This window comes from Cytobacillus massiliigabonensis (genome assembly GCF_900199725.1).
Classification (GTDB): domain Bacteria; phylum Bacillota; class Bacilli; order Bacillales; family Cytobacillaceae; genus Cytobacillus; species Cytobacillus massiliigabonensis.
Genome location: NZ_LT904903.1, coordinates 302,527 through 320,189 on the forward strand (window position 1 = coordinate 302,527; position 17,663 = coordinate 320,189).

At 37.2% G+C, this 17,663-nt stretch carries 18 protein-coding genes; 13 read left to right on the forward strand and 5 right to left on the reverse strand.

Annotation, left to right across the window (positions count from 1 at the left end; genetic code table 11):
• Nucleotides 1-4: 4 nt before the first annotated feature.
• The 3 genes from C1726_RS07610 to C1726_RS07620 form a co-directional block, all read right to left on the reverse strand.
• On the reverse strand, nt 5-1,009 hold the full coding sequence (locus tag C1726_RS07610) for a permease (protein ID WP_102272615.1): 1,005 nt from the start codon (nt 1,007-1,009) through the stop codon (nt 5-7).
• 77 nt (nt 1,010-1,086) lie between these two features.
• Nucleotides 1,087-2,175 carry a metal ABC transporter solute-binding protein, Zn/Mn family gene (locus tag C1726_RS07615; RefSeq protein WP_102272616.1) on the reverse strand — a complete coding sequence of 363 codons (1,089 nt, stop codon included), beginning with the start codon at nt 2,173-2,175 and terminating at the stop codon, nt 1,087-1,089.
• Between the two features lie 206 nt (nt 2,176-2,381).
• A complete protein-coding gene (locus C1726_RS07620; protein ID WP_102272617.1) occupies nt 2,382-3,947 on the reverse strand; it encodes a Vga family ABC-F type ribosomal protection protein in 1,566 nt (521 codons plus the stop codon).
• A 465-nt stretch (nt 3,948-4,412) separates the two neighbouring features.
• Between C1726_RS07620 and C1726_RS07625 the strand changes: the two genes are divergently transcribed.
• The 3 genes from C1726_RS07625 (at nt 4,413) to C1726_RS07635 (ending at nt 7,235) form a co-directional block, all read left to right on the forward strand.
• Nucleotides 4,413-5,396, forward strand: a complete 984-nt coding sequence (locus tag C1726_RS07625; RefSeq protein WP_180968136.1) for a nuclease-related domain-containing protein — start codon at nt 4,413-4,415, stop codon at nt 5,394-5,396.
• Nucleotides 5,397-5,495: 99 nt separating this feature from the next.
• Complete coding sequence (locus C1726_RS07630) at nt 5,496-6,014, forward strand: YbaK/EbsC family protein (protein WP_102272619.1); 519 nt, start codon at nt 5,496-5,498, stop codon at nt 6,012-6,014.
• Nucleotides 6,015-6,317: 303 nt separating this feature from the next.
• Entirely contained in the window at nt 6,318-7,235 is a 918-nt protein-coding gene (locus tag C1726_RS07635; RefSeq protein WP_102273235.1) for a CBASS cGAMP-activated phospholipase, read from the forward strand.
• 34 nt (nt 7,236-7,269) lie between these two features.
• Here the strand turns inward: C1726_RS07635 and C1726_RS07640 are convergent, their stop codons facing one another.
• Together C1726_RS07640 and C1726_RS07645 are read right to left on the reverse strand one after the other, a co-directional pair.
• Entirely contained in the window at nt 7,270-9,453 is a 2,184-nt protein-coding gene (locus C1726_RS07640) for an MMPL family transporter (RefSeq protein ID WP_102272620.1), read from the reverse strand.
• Between the two features lie 243 nt (nt 9,454-9,696).
• Complete coding sequence (locus tag C1726_RS07645) at nt 9,697-10,596, reverse strand: SDR family oxidoreductase (protein ID WP_102272621.1); 900 nt, start codon at nt 10,594-10,596, stop codon at nt 9,697-9,699.
• A 162-nt stretch (nt 10,597-10,758) separates the two neighbouring features.
• Here C1726_RS07645 and C1726_RS07650 point away from each other — a divergent pair, with 162 nt between their 5' ends.
• From C1726_RS07650 to C1726_RS07695, 10 genes are all read left to right on the forward strand, one after another.
• The gene (locus tag C1726_RS07650; RefSeq protein ID WP_142385066.1) at nt 10,759-11,337 is read left to right on the forward strand and encodes a TetR family transcriptional regulator; all 579 of its coding nucleotides are present in this window, start codon (nt 10,759-10,761) and stop codon (nt 11,335-11,337) included.
• A gap of 71 nt (nt 11,338-11,408) precedes the next feature.
• Complete coding sequence (locus C1726_RS07655) at nt 11,409-11,756, forward strand: DMT family transporter (RefSeq protein WP_102272623.1); 348 nt, start codon at nt 11,409-11,411, stop codon at nt 11,754-11,756.
• 2 nt (nt 11,757-11,758) lie between these two features.
• Complete coding sequence (locus tag C1726_RS07660; RefSeq protein ID WP_102272624.1) at nt 11,759-12,073, forward strand: DMT family transporter; 315 nt, start codon at nt 11,759-11,761, stop codon at nt 12,071-12,073.
• Nucleotides 12,074-12,165: 92 nt separating this feature from the next.
• Entirely contained in the window at nt 12,166-13,428 is a 1,263-nt protein-coding gene (locus tag C1726_RS07665; RefSeq protein ID WP_180968137.1) for a polysaccharide deacetylase family protein, read from the forward strand.
• A gap of 142 nt (nt 13,429-13,570) precedes the next feature.
• The gene (locus C1726_RS07670; protein ID WP_102272626.1) at nt 13,571-14,326 is read left to right on the forward strand and encodes a DUF2087 domain-containing protein; all 756 of its coding nucleotides are present in this window, start codon (nt 13,571-13,573) and stop codon (nt 14,324-14,326) included.
• 17 nt (nt 14,327-14,343) lie between these two features.
• Nucleotides 14,344-14,700: a GIY-YIG nuclease family protein gene (locus C1726_RS07675; protein ID WP_102272627.1), complete on the forward strand. Its 357-nt coding sequence runs from the start codon at nt 14,344-14,346 to the stop codon at nt 14,698-14,700.
• Nucleotides 14,701-14,796: 96 nt separating this feature from the next.
• The gene (locus C1726_RS07680) at nt 14,797-16,122 is read left to right on the forward strand and encodes an MATE family efflux transporter (RefSeq protein ID WP_102273236.1); all 1,326 of its coding nucleotides are present in this window, start codon (nt 14,797-14,799) and stop codon (nt 16,120-16,122) included.
• 162 nt (nt 16,123-16,284) lie between these two features.
• Complete coding sequence (locus tag C1726_RS07685; protein WP_053478221.1) at nt 16,285-16,614, forward strand: PadR family transcriptional regulator; 330 nt, start codon at nt 16,285-16,287, stop codon at nt 16,612-16,614.
• Nucleotides 16,611-17,009, forward strand: a complete 399-nt coding sequence (locus tag C1726_RS07690) for a permease prefix domain 1-containing protein (RefSeq protein ID WP_102272628.1) — start codon at nt 16,611-16,613, stop codon at nt 17,007-17,009. Before C1726_RS07685 ends, C1726_RS07690 begins: the two co-directional genes overlap by 4 nt.
• A 13-nt stretch (nt 17,010-17,022) precedes the next feature.
• Nucleotides 17,023-17,661 (forward strand): hypothetical protein, encoded by a 639-nt coding sequence (locus C1726_RS07695; RefSeq protein ID WP_102272629.1) that lies wholly within the window; start codon nt 17,023-17,025, stop codon nt 17,659-17,661.
• Nucleotides 17,662-17,663: the final 2 nt, after the last annotated feature.

The window sequence follows — 17,663 nt, forward strand, 5'->3', positions numbered from 1 at the left end:
CTCCTTATATATAGCTGCTCAGTAGTAAAAGGACAATGAATATAATTGATGCGACCAACGCTAGTACACTCATAACAAATTTAAATCGAAAGACGCTAAGCATCATGATTGTATTTTTAAAATCAATCATTGGACCAAAAATTAAGAAGCCTAGAATAGAAGCTGTTGGGAATAGACTGCTAAAGGAAGCCCCGATAAAGGCATCAGCCTCGGAACAAAGAGATAATACATAGGCTAAGCCCATCATTACTACTAATGAGGCTACCGTTCCATCTCCAGCCTCAATCAGAGCTTTTGCAGTCATGTATGTTTGTACAAAGGCTGCTAAGAAAGCTCCAATGACTAAGTATTTTCCCATATCAAAAAACTCATCTATCGAATGGGTTAGCATGGACCAAAAACGATCTAAAAAAGGCTCCTTTTTTGTATGTGGATGTGAATGGATCGTTTGCTTCTGGGGTGCGATTTTAAATTGATTTCCTTTAAAAAGAAGGCTGATTACGATAGATATGATAATGGCAATAATAAAACCTAGGCCCATTCTTAATCCTGCAATTTTAAGGTTGTTTCCAAAAGCCATGTATGTAGAGGCGATAACGATTGGGTTGATGAGAGGTCCTGTTAGCATAAAGCCCATCGCAGCGTGGATAGGCACTCCTTTGGAGATAAGTCTTCGAACAATAGGGACAATCCCGCACTCACATGCAGGGAATAATGCTCCTACAATACAGCTCATAAGCACAGCCAGTAATTTATTTTTTGGAATACATTTTTTAATATGTTCTTCTGTTACGAAAATTTGTATAATTCCTGCGATAAGAACTCCGATGAGTACAAAAGGTAGTGCTTCTATTAAAATACTCAAAAATATCGTATTCATGTTTAAAAAAGAAGCTGGGACTTCAAATAGATCTTTTACATTAGAGCCAAATGAAAAGAGAAATAAAGCTAGTCCAATCATAAGAACCCCAGTTATATCTATGATATTAGCATGAAAAATGCGTTTCATGATCTCCTCCTATAAAAATTCCCCCTTACCATCAATGTGGCAGGAAAGGGGGAATTTATTCCTTAATTGATCAATCCTTAATTGTTTAATGCCTTCTTAATAGTTTCTAAATTTCTTCGCATTATGCTGAAATAATCATCATTTTGCTTCAAATTCTCTTCAGTAATTGCTTCTAGATTATGAAGGATAAGAGATTCAGCTCCAATCTCTTTCTGAATAATTTCCGCTACTTTTGTTGAAAGGTTCTGTTCGAAGATCACGTATTGAATTTGATGCTCCTTCGACTCTTCAATAATACTTTGCAAGCCTTTCTGTGTAGGCTCCTGTGTTGGAGATAATCCGGCAATAGCAATTTGTTCAATTCCATATCTTTCTTCCCAATACCCATAGGCAGCATGAGAAACGAGCAAATACTTAGTTTTCGAGTTCTCAATTGTCGTTTTATATTCTTCGTCAAGCATCTCTAATTCACTTTTTAACTGCTCGAAATTAGTCGCGAAATCTGATTCATGTTCAGGCATTAATTGGATTAGTGAGTTTTTTATATTAGTAGCTAACTCAATTGATAGAATCGGATCTAGCCATACATGGGGATCAAAGTCTCCATGGTGATGATCATGTTCTCCATGCTCATGGTGCTCTTCATCATGGCTATGTTCGTCTTCATCGTGGCTGTGCGCATCTTCATCATGGCTATGTTCATCTTCATCGTGGCTGTGCGCATCTTCATCATGGCTATGTTCATCTTCCCCCTCATGATCATGCACATGAGTTGATTTTAATAGATTGATTCCTTCTCCAGCTTTTAGAATGGTAACATCCTCATTCTTCAATGATTCTGTTGCCTTATCTGCAAATCCTTCGATTCCAACTCCTGTATATATGAATAAATCAGAATCAGCAAGTGACATCATATCTTTTGTAGAAGGCTCAAAGGAATGAGCATCCACATTTGTCGGGTAAATACTTTTAACGTCAACATAGTTTCCGCCAATTTTTTTTGTGAAATCTTCTAGCGGATAAATGGTTGTTAAAACCGTTAATTTAGCCTCAGCTTTGTCTGTTTTTTCTTCGTCTGCTTTTTTTTCTGTTTCTGTGTTTCCGCAGCCTGCAAGAATAAGACTGAATGTAAATAGGCAGGCGAGAAGAGGTTTTTTTAATTTCATATTTGTAACTCCAATCTTCGTTTTTTTACTAGTATATGAAACTATCAGCGGCATAAATCGTAATTATTACGTTTTACATTCTAAAGTAAGACTATGAGTTTGTAAATGTTTTTATGCTTTGTTTCTTTATAAATTTTAGATTTTCATAAATCCACTCAGAATAATAAAAAAACGGCAGTTGGATTTCTGCCGTTTTTACCTTGTTATTATTGATTAGCTAATTTTCTCTTTTCAGCCAAAAGCCTCTGAAATTCTAATTCCAACTCATCAGAAGGTTCCATACTAAGGCGGCTTAGTACTTCTGTTATCCTAGTCTCTATTAGGAGGAGCTGATCCTCTTTCGTATCATGTGCAGCTTTTGGTGTATAGTTTTTGAATTGCTCGTATGTTCCATCAAACAACTGGATTTCTTGGTTGTTAATTGTTAAAATCCGTGTGGCGATGCTTTCAATAAATTGCCGATCATGAGAAACAAAAATAACGGTTCCTTCATATTCCTGCAAGAGGGCTTCGAGTGCTTCCACTGATGGGATGTCAAGAAAGTTTGTTGGCTCGTCTAATATAATTGTATTAATTTCACTGACAAATAATTTAGCGAATGCCACTTTTACTCGTTCTCCGCCGCTTAGGACACTAACTGGCTTATAGACATCTTCTCTGAAAAAATGCAGCCTCGCTAAGACCGTCCGTATGAAAGTCTCATTCTGTATTGAGGTTGTATTGACGTTTTCCAGTATTGATTTTTCTGTATTTAAAATATCGATATTTTGACTAAAATAACCGATTTTCATGGAAGGGGAGATCGTTATTCTTTCGTCGAGATTCATTATTTTTTTCACGAGCGTTGTTTTTCCGCATCCGTTCGGTCCAATGATGGCTAGCTTATCTCCTCCGCGCACATGAAATCCAGCTGTTTTCCATAGAAGTCTTTGACCGATATAACACGCCGCGTCTTCAACACGCAGGACAATTCGTCCCTTAAAAGTTTCTTCGTTAGGCAAATTCATTTTTATGACAGGCGCTTCTTTGACTTTTTCAACTTTCTCCAGCTTTTCTAAACGAGTTTCAATCGCCTTTGCCGTTTTTTGCAGTTTCTTTTGCTTATTTGCAAAATAAGGCTTTGTTTTCCTCGCTTCGATTGAACTGACATTTTTGGGTGTTTTTGTCGCCTTTTCTGCTTTTTTCTCTTTTAAAATTAATGCTTCCTCTAACTGTTTTTTCTTTTTCTCATATGATTCGTAAGCTTGCTTCTGCTGATGCTGCTCCAATTCCTTCTGCTCCATGTAATCGGAGTAATTGCCTTTGTAAACCTTCAATTTTCCTTCATCAAGCTCCCAAATAGACGTGCACAAATCATCTAAAAATACCCGGTCGTGTGATACAAGAACAAGTGCACTGTGTGATTTTTTGAATTTCTTTTCCAGCCATTCAATGTGGCTTGTATCCAAATTTGTTGTTGGTTCATCAGCTAATAAAATAGCTGGGCTTTTTGCGAGTGCAGCATTAATATATTCCTGGGTCACTTCTCCGCCGCTTTTTGTTGTATCTGTTCTTTTTATCTGCGGTAAAAGCTCGCATATGCCATTCGTAGTGATCGTTCCGTTATCAGGAACTGTTTTGCCTGCTAAAACCTCTAATAACGTTGTTTTACCACAGCCGTTTCTGCCAACAAGACCAATTCGATCATGTTTTTGGATTTGTATTTTATCAATATCTAATAATAAACGGTCTTTAATAAATAATTTGATTTGATTCGCTTCTAATAGCATCATACAATCATCCCCATTTCATCAAGTGCTTGGAGACAAAAAAAGCCTCCTATCTGCATTCAGAATAGGAGGCATAGAGGTGCACAAAGAGACTTCTCCCTTTGAAAAACCAACTATAGGAAACCTAATCCTATTCTGAAAACCTCGATTGAAGACAGTACGAAATAGAGCAGATATCTGCTGACTAAATCAGGTCTTCAATTGATTGCTTTCGAAAAATAGGATTAGAACTTCATCTAATTGGGTCACCCTTTCGTTTTTTAGTTATTTTTACAATATACAATTAGCTGGTATTTGTCAATTGGCTAATAAAGTAGCTGATCTGGCTGATAAACTGCTAAAACTGGCTGATAAAGCATCAAATTTGGCTGATAAGCAAATAGTAATAAAAATCTTAACTAAAAAATAGAGGATTTTTTGACCTTTTCACGAATGGGGTAGTTATAAATTTTGAAAAGGAGTGATTATTTGATAAAAAAAGAAAGGAAAAGACCGATCATACTAAAGAAACTAGAAGCACTGGATAGGAGGGTTCCCATACATCATACGAAGAAGCAAATTGTTACAAGAGAGTTAGCCAAAGTTGAAGCGGGCTTTCGCGGGGAACAAGCACTTAATTATCATTTAACTTTTTTGCCTAAAAAGAATTATTTTATTTTGCATGATCTTAGGCTTAGAGATAAAGAAAAGGGTTTCTTTCAGATAGATACGGTTATCCTTACCCCAAAATTTCATCTAGTCCTCGAGGTTAAAAATATTGCAGGCACTTTATTCTTTGACCAGGAGTTTCATCAATTAATACGCACACTCCCAAATGAGAGCCATACTTTTCCTGACCCGCTATTACAGATTAGAAGACAAAAACAACAATTTCAATCATGGTTAGCTCAAAATAAATTTTCTGATGTGCCAGTTATTTCATACGTTATTATTAGTTCTCCTTCTTCCACCATTCAAACAATTCCACGGCATTCACACTTGCTGCGAAATGTTATCCACTCTGCTACACTTCCATTAAAAGTTGAAGAACTTGAGAAAAGATATGAACATATCCTTTACACGACTCAAGAGATGAACGCGCTTTCCCGGAAGCTAATAAAAATGCATATTCCATATAATCCTGATATTTTATCGCTATTTCAAGTCTGTAGAGAAGATATTATTAAGGGGGTATATTGTGAGAACTGTCTGTCCTATTTAATTGAAAGAGTTTGGGGATCCTGGCGATGCTTAAATTGTAAATTGATTTCTAATAAAGCACATATTTCAGCCCTTGAGGATTATTTTTTACTGTTTGGTCCAAATATTACTAATGCAGAGTTACGGTCATTTTTAAAAATTGAATCTGAATCTATAGCTAGAGAAATTCTTACTGCTATTTGCGATGAATCCTTAGGAGTAATAAGAATAGGAGTTATATCCTGCCTTTTAGTATTGAGTAAATATGGCTAATACCCCATTGGAATTGGTCTAATCCGATATTTCTATTGCTCCATTTCATTAAATAATGTTATTATCTTACATAATATTTGGAAAGAGAGGATGTATAAGATGTCTTTTGAAAGTGTAAAAGCACATTTAAGGAAATGGAACCGTGAAATGGATATTATGGTGTTTGATACATCAAGTGCAACAGTTGATTTAGCAGCTGAAGCTATAGGAGTTATTCCTGCACGAATTGCGAAGACTCTTTCATTTCGGGGGGAAGAGGATAAAGCCATTCTTGTTGTGGCTGCTGGGGATGCAAAGATTGATAATAAGAAATTTCGCCAGGCATTCCAAATGAAGGCGCGCATGCTATCAGCAGATGAGGTAGTAGAGCAAACTGGACATATGATTGGCGGAGTCTGTCCGTTTGGATTGGCGAATGATTTGGAGATCTATTTAGATGTCTCAATGAAACGTTTTGAGACTTTATTCCCTGCTTGTGGAAGCACTAACTCGGCAATTGAGCTAACGTGTGATGAGATTTATGAATTTTCCTCTGCAAAAGAATGGGTTGATGTTTGTAAAGGCTGGGAGGATACTGATTTCGAAGGTAAAAAGGAATATTCCCAAATTAGACATTGAGAATGGGGACACGAACTCCAATAGGAATGATAAATTATCGCATAAAAATTCAGAATGATTGAAATAGAAAATCATTTAATTGCAGGAAGAGAGGTGAATTATTTATCACTGGGGAAAGTGCAAGAAACAGTAAATCATGCTGTTTTCAGCCATTTTGGGGAAGTAACTCTCGATGTAATCTAATAAACCTGCCTGACCATTTATGGTCGGGCATTTTAAAAAATTTCATCGTAAACATTTTCTTCTAAAGGTCTGCTAGTTAGGGAATAGTAGAATGGAAGACATAAGTTGCAGGTGAAAAAGATGAGAATGCTTTGCATTGATGGCGGTGGAATCCGAGGTGTATTTGCCTTAGCTATTTTACAGGCTATAGAGAAAGAGTATACATGTCCGATTAGTGATTTATTCGATGTTGTAGCCGGAACGAGTACCGGCGCGGTTATAGCAGCATCTGTTGTTTTGAAAAAGCCGATGGACGATGTTATGGAAAGCTATCAAGCGTATGGGAAGAAGATTTTTGTCCGGCAGGCAAAGGTTGGTCTTTTTAAAAGTATTTACAGTGATCATTATTTACGTCGCTTTTTCCGGAAGGCATTTGGAGAAATTACGCTTGCAGATATTAATAAGCCGCTTCTTATTCCTGCTGTTGATGTGACAAACGGGAAGCCTTTTATCCATCGGTCGAACTACGGACATTTGGAAAATGATGATTTAACGGTTAAGCTGTGGGATGCAATTCTTTCCTCCTGCTCAGCACCGGTTTTTTTTCCGCCTAACAATATCAATAATCAGTACTTGTCTATTGATGGAGGATTATGGGCAAATAATCCATCACTCGTTTGTGTGACAGAAGGTATTCATCAATTTAAAAAGGATATACGGGAAATTGAAATATTTTCTATTGGTACAGGTATACAGCACATTGATTTTACAATAGGAAAAGATAAATATTGGGGTGCTAAGCACTGGCTCCCATTTCACTTTCCTTCTATGAAAATGACACCCAAATTGCTGGATTTGGCTCTGCAATTGTCCTCTGAATCTGTTACGTATCATTGTCATCATCTGCTAGGCAATAATTATTTTCGTTTAAATGGGGAATTGGGGGAAGAAATGCCCTTCGATGAAGTGAAATTTATGGATAAACTGATTGAGTTAGGAAACCAGGCTTTTTTGAATAAAAGAGATGAAATAATGAATTTTGTGAGTAAAAAAGCCTGACTCCCATGAATAAATGCGGGAATCAGGCTATTTTTTATTTTTTCTTTTTACCTGTCAAAATTAAGATGGATGGAAGAAAAATCCCTCGGATTAAAAATGTATCAAGTATAATCCCAAATGCCATGGTAAATCCGAATAGGAAAAGTTCCTGCAATGGCTGTGTCATCAAGACGGCAAAGGTTGCAGCTAAGATTAAACCTGCTGAGGAAATCACACCTCCGGTAACAGCAACCCCTTTTCCTACGGCTTCCTTCCATGGAAGTTTTGCCGCTTCCTCTTTAATTCTTGAGACGAGCATTATATTGTAGTCGATGCCTAATGCGACCATGAAGACGAAAGCGTAAACAGGCAATCGATAGCTGATTGCGTCATAGCCCATAAAGTGCTTAAATATCAACCAGCTAAAGCCCATTGTTGAAAAGAAGGATAGGAGAATCGTTGTCATCATCAAAATCGGCATCAAAATCGACTTTGTTTGGAATCCAAGGATAATCGTCAGCAATACCGTCACAAGTGAAAATAAGACAATCATATCTCGCTGGTTCATATGATTGATATCCAGCTGCTGAGCTGTCTGGCCAGCAAGGTGAAGCGTAACATTCGCTGTAGAAAAACCGCTGTCTTTTAATAGGAATGCTTCAGAATCACGCAGGTTCTGAATAGTATCGAGCGCTTCTTTTTCATATGGATTGCTGTCTAACACAAGTTGAAGTCTAATCGTTTTGTTTGTTTCGGCTAAATAATTTCTCGGCAGTGACTGTGGATCCTTCATCATCTTATCTGAAATGATCGGAGTGACAGAGACTACATTGCTTTTGCTGCCAAGTTTGGATACAAGATGATTGACTTTAGCGAATAACTCAGCATTTACTGGAAACGCTTTGTCAGACTTAATTAATATTGTCACAGGTGCTAATTGGCCTGCAGGGTAATTTTCTTCAAGAAGCTCAAATCCCTGCCGTGACGGCATGTCCTCTGGAAATGATTTTAATAGGTTAAAAGAATATTGAATGGAAGTAAAGTTGAACACACCGATAAGCAAGACAATGATCATGACTCCCGCAAATAACGCCGGCTTTTTCATCACTTGCTTACTGATCTCAGACCAGGTGCCATGAGTTGTTTTCTTTTCTTTTTCAATCTTAGGAACAAACGGCCAAAAAGCTTTGCGTCCCATTATGGCAAAGATACTAGGGATCAGTGTTAAGCCAGCAATGATAATCACAACTACTGCTATTGAAAAAACGGGAGCAAAATGGTTATATGGCTCAAAAACAGTAACAAATAATGTCAGCATCGCAAGCAGGACTGTTCCACCGCTGAAAACAATTGGTTCAGAAATGTGGAAAATAGCTTCTTTCATAGAAGCATACTTAGATTCCTGTTTCTTTAACTCCTCGCGATAACGTGAGAAAACAAATAAGCTATAATCTGTTAGGACGGCAAACAACAAAATAAGCATAATAGATATAGCCGAACTATCTATGGTAAACCATTCATTTTTTCCAGCCAATCCTAAAATTCGATCGACAACCCCGTAAACGATACCCGCGATAATTAATGGGGTAATGGCCAAAATGGGGGAGCGGTAAATAATAATTAAGAGAATGAAAATTAATGCTACAGTTGCAAGCATGAGAACGATATCTGCACTTTTGAAAAGAGAAACGGTATCAGCAGAAATTCCAGCGGGGCCAGTAATTTCAAATTGCATTTCGTTCATACCGATTTTATTTGCTTTTTTCTTTATTTTATCCATGACTGCAAGTGTTTCAGAAGACTCTAAATTAGGCTCTAATGACAGATTAATAAGGAGTGTAGACTCATTTTCAGAAAACATTTGTTCTTGAACATTCGGCGGCAATTCATGAAATGGAAGTGCACTAATAATCTGTTCGGGTTTTTCGTCTGATCCGAGCCACGCGCTTAATTCATTAATTTTTTTGATGTCTTGCTCTGAAATTTCCCCGTCACGGTGAAATACCAGCAAGGCTGGCAGCCCATCAGTAGAAGGAAACTGCTCCTTTAAAATTTGCTGGGCAATTTCAGATGGCTTATCTCCTTTAATACTTCCTTCTTTACTATTAACCTCATACTCTTTTGCTGATGGAGCTAGCAGGCTTAAAAGCACAACTGCTAAGACCCAGGCGAGAATGGTTATCTTTGCTCCCTTTTGACTGCTTGTATATTGAACTAACTTACGAAATGGTTTAAGCATCCAATCCAACTCCTTACTGTTCGATATTGCCTTCATTGTAAAAAGTGAATGTGAACGGAGAATGAATGGGATATTTCTTTATACAAGAAATAAATGAGGATTTGATTAAAAGCGGCATATGCCCGTAAAAGGTGGAAAAAAGAAAAGGCAGTCACGAGAAGAGTAACTCGTGACCGTTTACGCAAAAAAAAATCATGAAAGATAGCCTCATGAAACACCGATCCGCTGAAACAACTTTATCTATTAGGAGCTTACCATTGTTCCTCCATTCACATGGATAACCTGCCCCGAAACATAGCTTGAGTCTTCAGATGCTAAATACACATAGGCAGGGGCTAGTTCAAATGGCTGGCCGGCTCTTTTCATTGGAGTTTGCAGTCCAAATTTCATAACCTCTTTCTCGGAAAAGGTTGCAGGAATAAGCGGGGTCCAAATCGGTCCTGGTGCAACCGCATTTACACGAATCTGCTGTTTTTCAAGAGAAAGGGACAATGAACGTGTAAATGCTACAATGGCTCCCTTTGTTGCAGAATAATCGATTAGTTTCTTATGTCCTTCATAAGCGGTTATGGAAGCTGTATTAATAATGGAGCTGCCAGCCTTCAGATGCGGAAGTACAGCTTTCGTTAAGTAAAAGAATGAAAAAATATTTGTTTGAAATGTTTGCTCCAGCTGCTTTTTAGTAATTTCAAGTATGCTTTTTCTTACATATTGAATGGCATGATTGTTGATTAGGATATCAATTCTTCCAAATGCCTGTAATGTTTGTTGAACAACTTCCTGGGACATTTTCTCTTCTTTTAAATCACCAGAAATGAGAAGGCACTCTCCTCCAAGCTCTTTAATTCTTTGCTCGGTTTCCTTCGCATCTTTATGTTCATTTAAATAAACAATAACAACTTTTGCTCCTTCTTTGATAAAAGCATAGGCTACTGCACGGCCGATTCCGCTGTCTCCGCCGGTAATAATGGCAACTTTTCCTTTTAGTTTTTCGGAGCCTTTATAAGATGATTTCTCTGAGATAGGTCTTGGAACCATTAAATATTCAAGCCCTGGCTGAGTTTGCTGGTGCTGAGGCGGAAAAGTAATGGGTTTATCCTTACAAACTTTTTGGTATCCGTAATTTTGGGAAGATGGGTACACTTTTTATACACTCCTCTGATCTTTATCGTTTCATAGTATTCTTAAAACTTCACTAAAGTGATCTCTTTATAACTTTACAAACGAGATGTTCCGTTTTTGACAGCATGAATTATTTTCTTTAAAATGAATGATAGTCAGTCATTATTCTTGAAGGGATAATATATTATGAATAAAAAAGAAAAGATTGTTCATGCAGCGATTGAAGTTTTTCGTGAAAAAGGCATTGAGAAAACAAAAATATCCGATATCGTAAAAATAGCAAATATCGCACAAGGCACTTTTTATTTGTATTTCCCCTCTAAGCTTTCCGTCATGCCTGCGATTGCAGAAGTAATGGTAGAGAAAACCATTGCGGCGGTGAAAAATGAAGTACAAGGGGATGCCTCTTTTACTGCAAAACTTAATCAGGTAGTTGATGCGATTTTTAAGATCACATGTGATTACAGGGAAATTCTTGCGCTTATCTATGCGGGTATGGGATCAACAGAACATATTAAAGAATGGGAAACCGTATATGAGCCTTTTTATTCTTGGATCAGTCAGTTTTTAAAGGAGGCAAAGGCTGCAGGAATGATTCGGGAGTCACTTCATGTGGAACGCACAGCAAAGCTATTCATCGGCTTAGTAGAATCAGCAGCTGAACAGGTTTATTTATATGATTCAAAACAGGATGATCAAGCTTCCATCCAAAAAGCTGAGGTGTTAGAATTTTTAAAGTATGGACTAGGTATTCAAGAATAGCAAAAATAGAGTGTTACATTTCCTATGATCAAAAATGAATGACAGTCAGTCATTGAAGAGGAGAGCAAAAAATGAATAGAGCATGGATATATGTTTTTTTAACTTGTTTATTTGAATTAATTTGGGTGTATGGATTTAATGTTGCTGAGACATGGTGGCAATGGGTAATCATTATTGGAATTATTCTGATTGATTTTCACTTTCTTCCAAAAGCGTGTGAAAGTCTTCCAACTGGGACCGTTTATGCAGTATTTGCAGGGGTAGGAACAATTGGAACAGCCCTAATGGATATTTTCCTTTTCGGAGGCAGCTTTAGCACAGGGAAGTTTCTCTTTATCGCTATTTTAATCATGGGGGTTATCGGTTTGAATCTAGCTGATAACAAAGAAGAGGAAACAGTGTCGAAAGGAGTGGCTTAAGTATGGGCTGGTTGTTTGTCATATGTGCTGCTGTAAGTGAAATTATTGGTGTGTTAGGTTTAAAATTGTATAGCCAGAAAAAAACAATTAAAAATGGAATCATTTATTTAGGGGGATTTGGTGCTTCTTTTGCTTTTTTATATACTTCGTTCAACTATTTACAGTTAAGTATCGCATACGCAGTGTGGATTGGAATTGGAACAGCAGGAGCGGTTCTGTTAAATATGGTGATTTTTGGGGAATCTAAGAGCAAGCTAAGAATTGCAAGTGTAATCCTTATCGTAATCGGTGTAACGGGTTTAAAGGCATTATCCTAATATTTGCAGAATTGATTTTAAACGTTTCGGCAACTTTTAATTGAATGCTTCCGACTGATAAGATGAAATCACTTTTAAGGAGGCATAGGACCATGAATAAGAAAAGCATACTTGTTATAGGCATGTTGTTCATTTTATTAACAGCTTGTTATGCGGATAACCCCGCTACATCAGATCAATTACAGCAGAGGGAAGAAGAACTGCAGCCAAAAGAAGGAAATCAGGCTTTAGAGCTGCTTAATCGTATCATGGAACAGGCTAAAAAAGGAATGACTTTAGGAAGTCCATACAATGTACTGGACAGCAAAATAGATGAAGCAAAAGCTGAATGGGGTAAGCCGGATAATGAGGATCATGCAGGCAAAGGTTTCTATGCTACTTATCAAAATAAAAGTTTTGTGTTTGGATTTAATGAGGCAGGGGATATATTCGATGTTCGATCTTATGCTAAAGAACTCAATGAAATTACGTCCGTACAGATTGAAGATCTTTTTGGTCAGCCAGACCAATTGAGGGAAACAAATAATGAAGAAATTTATGTTTACGAATTAGAACGTAAAATCGAACTGAAGTTTATTATTCCAAAAGAAGAAAAAGGCGTTCATCACCTATCTGTTTTTAATCCGGAACGGGCAAAGAATGAGTATGTACTTGATATTAAAGGGGAGTCCCATCAGCTCTCTGCATCGGCATGGGAGAGCATGAAGGAATGGAGAAAACAAATTGTTTCATTTGCTCAAGAGAATGAGAATGTGTATATAAACGGTCCAAATAAAAAACAAGTGGCTTTAACCTTTGATGATGGTCCAGATGGGAAAGTAACACCAGCTATTATTGATATATTAGATGAATATAACGTAAAAGGGAATTTCTTTTTTCTCGGCAGAAATGTAGAAGCATTCCCGGAAGTTGTGAAAAAGGCATATACCAATGGTCATTTAATTTTAAGCCATAGCTATAATCATGTAGAACTGCCAAAGTTATCGACGAAGGAAATTCAAATAGAAATTGAGCAAGCTGGAAATGCAATTAAATCGGTTATTGGAAAAGAACCTTCCATTATCCGAACGCCGTATGGTGAGACGAATAAACAAGTTGTAGAGTTGGCGCAGCAGCAGGGGTATTCTGTTGTCCTTTGGTCCATTGATACGCTAGATTGGTCACAAAAAGAGGCAAGCAATATCGTGAATAATGTTATGAATCATGTCAGAAACGGCGACATCATCCTCATGCACTCTGATGCGAAGAAGACAGAAGCTGCAAAGGCATTGCCTGATTTAATTGAAGGATTGCAAGAAAAGGGCTTTGAAATGGTAGACTTAGAAACATTATTAAATATAAAAGCTTATCAATAAAAGAATCTGGCATTTTATCAGATTCTTTTTATTTTGCAGTAATGCCTAGTTATATAGACGTAATTTAAATTCGTTTGACAATACACAAACAAAAACATATAATGTCTATTATAATATAAACGAATGAGGGTTGTGACTATAAATGGGTTTATCAGAAGTTTTTTGGAATGCCTCAATTGAGGAATTGAAGCAAGGCTATATTGAGAAAGATCGTCATTATATATGTCTTTTATGCGGTAAGACAACGGAGAAGGGGATTGTTTATCAAGCAGAGGATGTTTTTTACGAAGCAGAAAGGTATATGTCTCTTCACATAGAAGCTGAACATGAATCTGTATTCGATTACCTGATTGAACTAGACAAAAAGTTGACAGGGTTGACGGATCATCAAAATCGTCTTCTCCGCCTTTTTTATGAAGGCAAAAGTGATGCTGAAGTGCAGAAGGAAATGGGAATTGGCAGTGCATCGACAATTCGAAACCATCGCTTTGTCTTAAAAGAAAAAGAGCGTCAGGCAAAGCTGTTTTTAACGCTGATGGAGCTTTTAAAAGAAAGAGATAATCATAAACCAGACTTCATTGATATTCATAAAACAGCAAGAATGGTAGATGACCGATACAATGTGACAAAGAAAGAAAATGAAGAAATCCTGACAAAGTTTTTTCCTGAGGGAACAAATGGGAAACTGAGATCTTTTCCGCCGAAAGAAAAACAAAGGCTAGTCGTTCTTCGTACAATAGCCGATCGTTTCAATAGTGAAAAGATTTACGGGGAAAAGGAAGTTAATCTGATATTAAATGATGTTTACGGTGATTATGTATTATTAAGACGCTATCTAATTGAATACGGCTTTCTAGATCGAAAAGCAGACGGAAGCGGGTACTGGCTTAAAAAGTAATTGGGAGGAAAGAGAAAATGGACAGAAAAAAAGAACTAAAGCAACAGTATAAAGAAATTAAAATTGAAGCAGGGATCTTTCAAATTAAAAATATTAAAAATGATAAGATTTTTATCGGCAGCACACGAAATTTAAAAACATTAAATGGAACAAAATTTGCGTTAGAAAATGGTGCCTACTCAAATAAAATTCTCCAGAAAGACTGGAACGAATATGGTAAAGACGCTTTTGAAATGGAAATATTAGAGATTTTAAAAGAGAAAGATGATCCCTATTATAATGAGAAGGAAGAGTTAGAGAAACTGGAGGAAAAGTGGCTGAATCACTTTCAGCCTTACGGGGAACGCGGATATCATCAGGAGAAGGCACGCTAAAAGGAGAAATGAAAGTTGGAATCACAGCAAAATATAAAAGATGAAAATCTTATATCTAGAAGGCAAGGATCGAGCAGCTTGTCAGTATGGCGTCCTATGCTTATTTTCCTGATTCCCTTGATTCTCAGCAATATATTACAATCTGTTGGTCAATTATTTGGAATGGTCATTGTTGGTCGTTGGTTAGGCGTGAATGAACTGGCAGCCATCTCGGCATTTTTCCCTTTATTCTTTCTGCTTATATCCTTTGCTATTGGGATCGGATCAGGCAGTGCAATCCTGATAGGGCAGGCTTATGGAGCAAGAAATGAAGAAAAGCTTAAGGCTGTTATAGGGACAACATTAACATTTACGTTCATTATAGGTGTCGTAATTGCAATTCTCGGAGGTGTTTTTACCGAGGATATTCTTCGCTTAATTGGCACGCCAGTCAATATTTTAGATAGTAGTGTCCAGTATGCACAAATTTTGTTTTGGTCATTGCCTGTATTGTTTTTGTATTCTGTATACACGACTTTTATGCGGGGGACAGGGGATTCGAAAACGCCATTTTATTTCCTAATTGTCAGCACGGTTCTTAATGTTGCCTTATTGCCGCCATTAGTATTCGGCTGGTTTGGTATTCCACAGCTCGGTTTGTATGGAGCAGCATATGCCTCCTTACTATCCACTATCATCACTTTTGTTGTCATGCTTTTCTATTTACACAAAGTAAAGCATCCGCTGCAAATGGATGCGTCCATTCGGAAGTATCTGCGAATGGACAAAGAATTGCTTAAATTGCTTTTGCGGCTCGGTATTCCATCGAGTATTAGCATGATTTTGCTGTCACTCTCTGAAATAGCAGTGATCACATTTGTTAACCGCTATGGATCGGATGCAACAGCTGCTTACGGCGTAGTGAATCAAGTGGCGAGTTATGTACAGATGCCTGCAATCAGTTTAAGCATCACCGTTTCTGTGTTCGCTGCACAGGCTATTGGAGGCGGTCAATTTGATCGTTTACAGCAGGTCATTCGAACAGGGGTCTTATTTAATTATGTAATCAGCGGGGTCTTGATTATACTAATCTATATCTTCTCAGAAAACATTCTCTCGCTATTTATTACAATTAAAGAAACAATTGAAATTGCGAATAGCCTGATTATGATTACTTTATGGAGTTATGTGATTATCGGGCATGCACATATATTAAATTCGACGATGCGCGCAAGCGGAACCGTCCTATGGCCGACCGTTTTAAGTATTATTCCGATCTGGCTGATCGAGGTTCCTGTTGCGTATTGGTTATCCAGTTACACCACTCTTGGCATCAGAGGGATATGGATTGGCTATCCAGCCGCATTCATCGTGACCTTTGCATTCGTTTATTCTTACTACAGATTGGCGTGGAAGAAAAAGCAAATTGTTCGTCTAATCTAAATTTGAAAAGGAACATCTTCTAGAAAAAGAAGATGCTCTTTTTTTTTTACAAAAAAATCAAAAAAAGCTAAAATAGGGATAAAAATTACTTTGACAGATAGAGTAATTTCGGTTAATATTACTCTATCAGATAGAATAGTGAACGTACAAGGGTGTGTCAGAATGATTAGAAGTGATATTATTCGCGGACATTTGGATTCGATTATTTTGCGCTTGATTTATGAAGAGGATCGTTATGGATATGAAATTTCAAAAGAAATCAGTTTACGCACAGACAATCGATTTCAGATAAAAGAAGCAACTTTATATGCAGTGTTCCAGCGGCTTGAGAAGAAAGAACTAATTGAATCTTACTTGGGAGAAGTTTCTCAAGGCGGCAAAAGGAAATATTACAGAATTACAACGCTGGGAAAAGCTTATTTGCAAGAAATGGTGAAAGAGTGGAAGGAAGTAAGGGCAATCATTGATTTATTTATGGAGGGATTAAAGTGAAGAAGCTAAAAATTCATGTGGATGAGCTGTTTAAGGATGTTCCAGAAAGCGAGCAAAAAAACGCGATTAAGCAAGAGGTTTTGGAAAATCTTGAAGAAAAAGTCTGGGATTTAAAGGCTAATGGGAAAGAAGAGGAAGATGCGATTAATAAAGCCATAGTGGAGTTTGGGGATATAGAAGATTTGAAAAAGGAACTGGGGGTTAAACAGCCGGTAAAGAAAAATATGACGAAATTAAATCTAGGCTATTCAATTTGGGGAAGCTCACTAATTATTGCATTATTTCTTTTTATTAATCTTTATTATTCTCCGGATGTCATCTGGTTTGTTTATCCGACCTTTGCTGTATTATGGTGGCCTTTAACGATGTACTTTAAGTGGCAGCGTTCTAAATGAGGGGTGAAAATAAATGAAAAAATATGATGTTGGTTTTGCGGCAGCTGGCAGCATTATGAGCATTCTCTTTTTCATGATCGTCAATTATATAACAAGCACCGAGTATTTATGGTTTATCTATCCTTCTTTAGCCTTGCTGCTATGGCCTATTGGTCTGTATTGTGGGAAACAGGGAAAGCATAAGCTATTTTCGTTAGTATGCAGTGGAATCATTATTCTTTTTCTTGTTTCTGAAAATATAATTAATTCTCCAGTCCACCCGTGGTCCTTGTATGCCATTTTCCCCATCCTATGGTGGCCAATATTGATTATTTTAGGAAAGCGGGCTAAGACCATGTCCGTTGCGTGGGTAGGGAGCATAAGTATAATTCTATATTATCTAATCTTGAACATACTCATCTCTCCTGGATATCCTTGGGCAATCTATCCCGCATTTGCCGTGCTATGGTGGCCGTTATCATTATACCATGTGTTGAAAAAGACATTTTTCACATTTTCGGTACATGCTAGCTTATTAATCATTTTATTTTTTATTACTGTGAATGCAGTCTCCTCTCCAAACACAATTTGGGCGGTTTATCCAATTTTTTGTGTATTATGGTGGCCACTTTCTATGTATTATTTCGTCTATAAGAAGAGAAGAGTAAATTGATT

Bases quoted from the DNA above. Each gene is read 5' to 3' on its own strand.
- C1726_RS07660 (WP_102272624.1), top strand. From the start codon at position 11,759: ATGGGCTGGTTGTTTGTCATATGTGCTGCTGTAAGTGAAATTATTGGT.
- C1726_RS07655 (WP_102272623.1), top strand. From the start codon at position 11,409: ATGAATAGAGCATGGATATATGTTTTTTTAACTTGTTTATTTGAATTA.
- C1726_RS07640 (WP_102272620.1), bottom strand. From the start codon at position 9,453: ATGCTTAAACCATTTCGTAAGTTAGTTCAATATACAAGCAGTCAAAAG.
- C1726_RS07620 (WP_102272617.1), bottom strand. From the start codon at position 3,947: ATGATGCTATTAGAAGCGAATCAAATCAAATTATTTATTAAAGACCGT.
- C1726_RS07670 (WP_102272626.1), top strand. From the start codon at position 13,571: ATGGGTTTATCAGAAGTTTTTTGGAATGCCTCAATTGAGGAATTGAAG.
- C1726_RS07615 (WP_102272616.1), bottom strand. From the start codon at position 2,175: ATGAAATTAAAAAAACCTCTTCTCGCCTGCCTATTTACATTCAGTCTT.
- C1726_RS07635 (WP_102273235.1), top strand. From the start codon at position 6,318: ATGAGAATGCTTTGCATTGATGGCGGTGGAATCCGAGGTGTATTTGCC.
- C1726_RS07610 (WP_102272615.1), bottom strand. From the start codon at position 1,009: ATGAAACGCATTTTTCATGCTAATATCATAGATATAACTGGGGTTCTT.
- C1726_RS07665 (WP_180968137.1), top strand. From the start codon at position 12,166: ATGAATAAGAAAAGCATACTTGTTATAGGCATGTTGTTCATTTTATTA.
- C1726_RS07680 (WP_102273236.1), top strand. From the start codon at position 14,797: ATGCTTATTTTCCTGATTCCCTTGATTCTCAGCAATATATTACAATCT.
- C1726_RS07695 (WP_102272629.1), top strand. From the start codon at position 17,023: ATGAAAAAATATGATGTTGGTTTTGCGGCAGCTGGCAGCATTATGAGC.
- C1726_RS07685 (WP_053478221.1), top strand. From the start codon at position 16,285: ATGATTAGAAGTGATATTATTCGCGGACATTTGGATTCGATTATTTTG.
- C1726_RS07675 (WP_102272627.1), top strand. From the start codon at position 14,344: ATGGACAGAAAAAAAGAACTAAAGCAACAGTATAAAGAAATTAAAATT.
- C1726_RS07630 (WP_102272619.1), top strand. From the start codon at position 5,496: ATGTCTTTTGAAAGTGTAAAAGCACATTTAAGGAAATGGAACCGTGAA.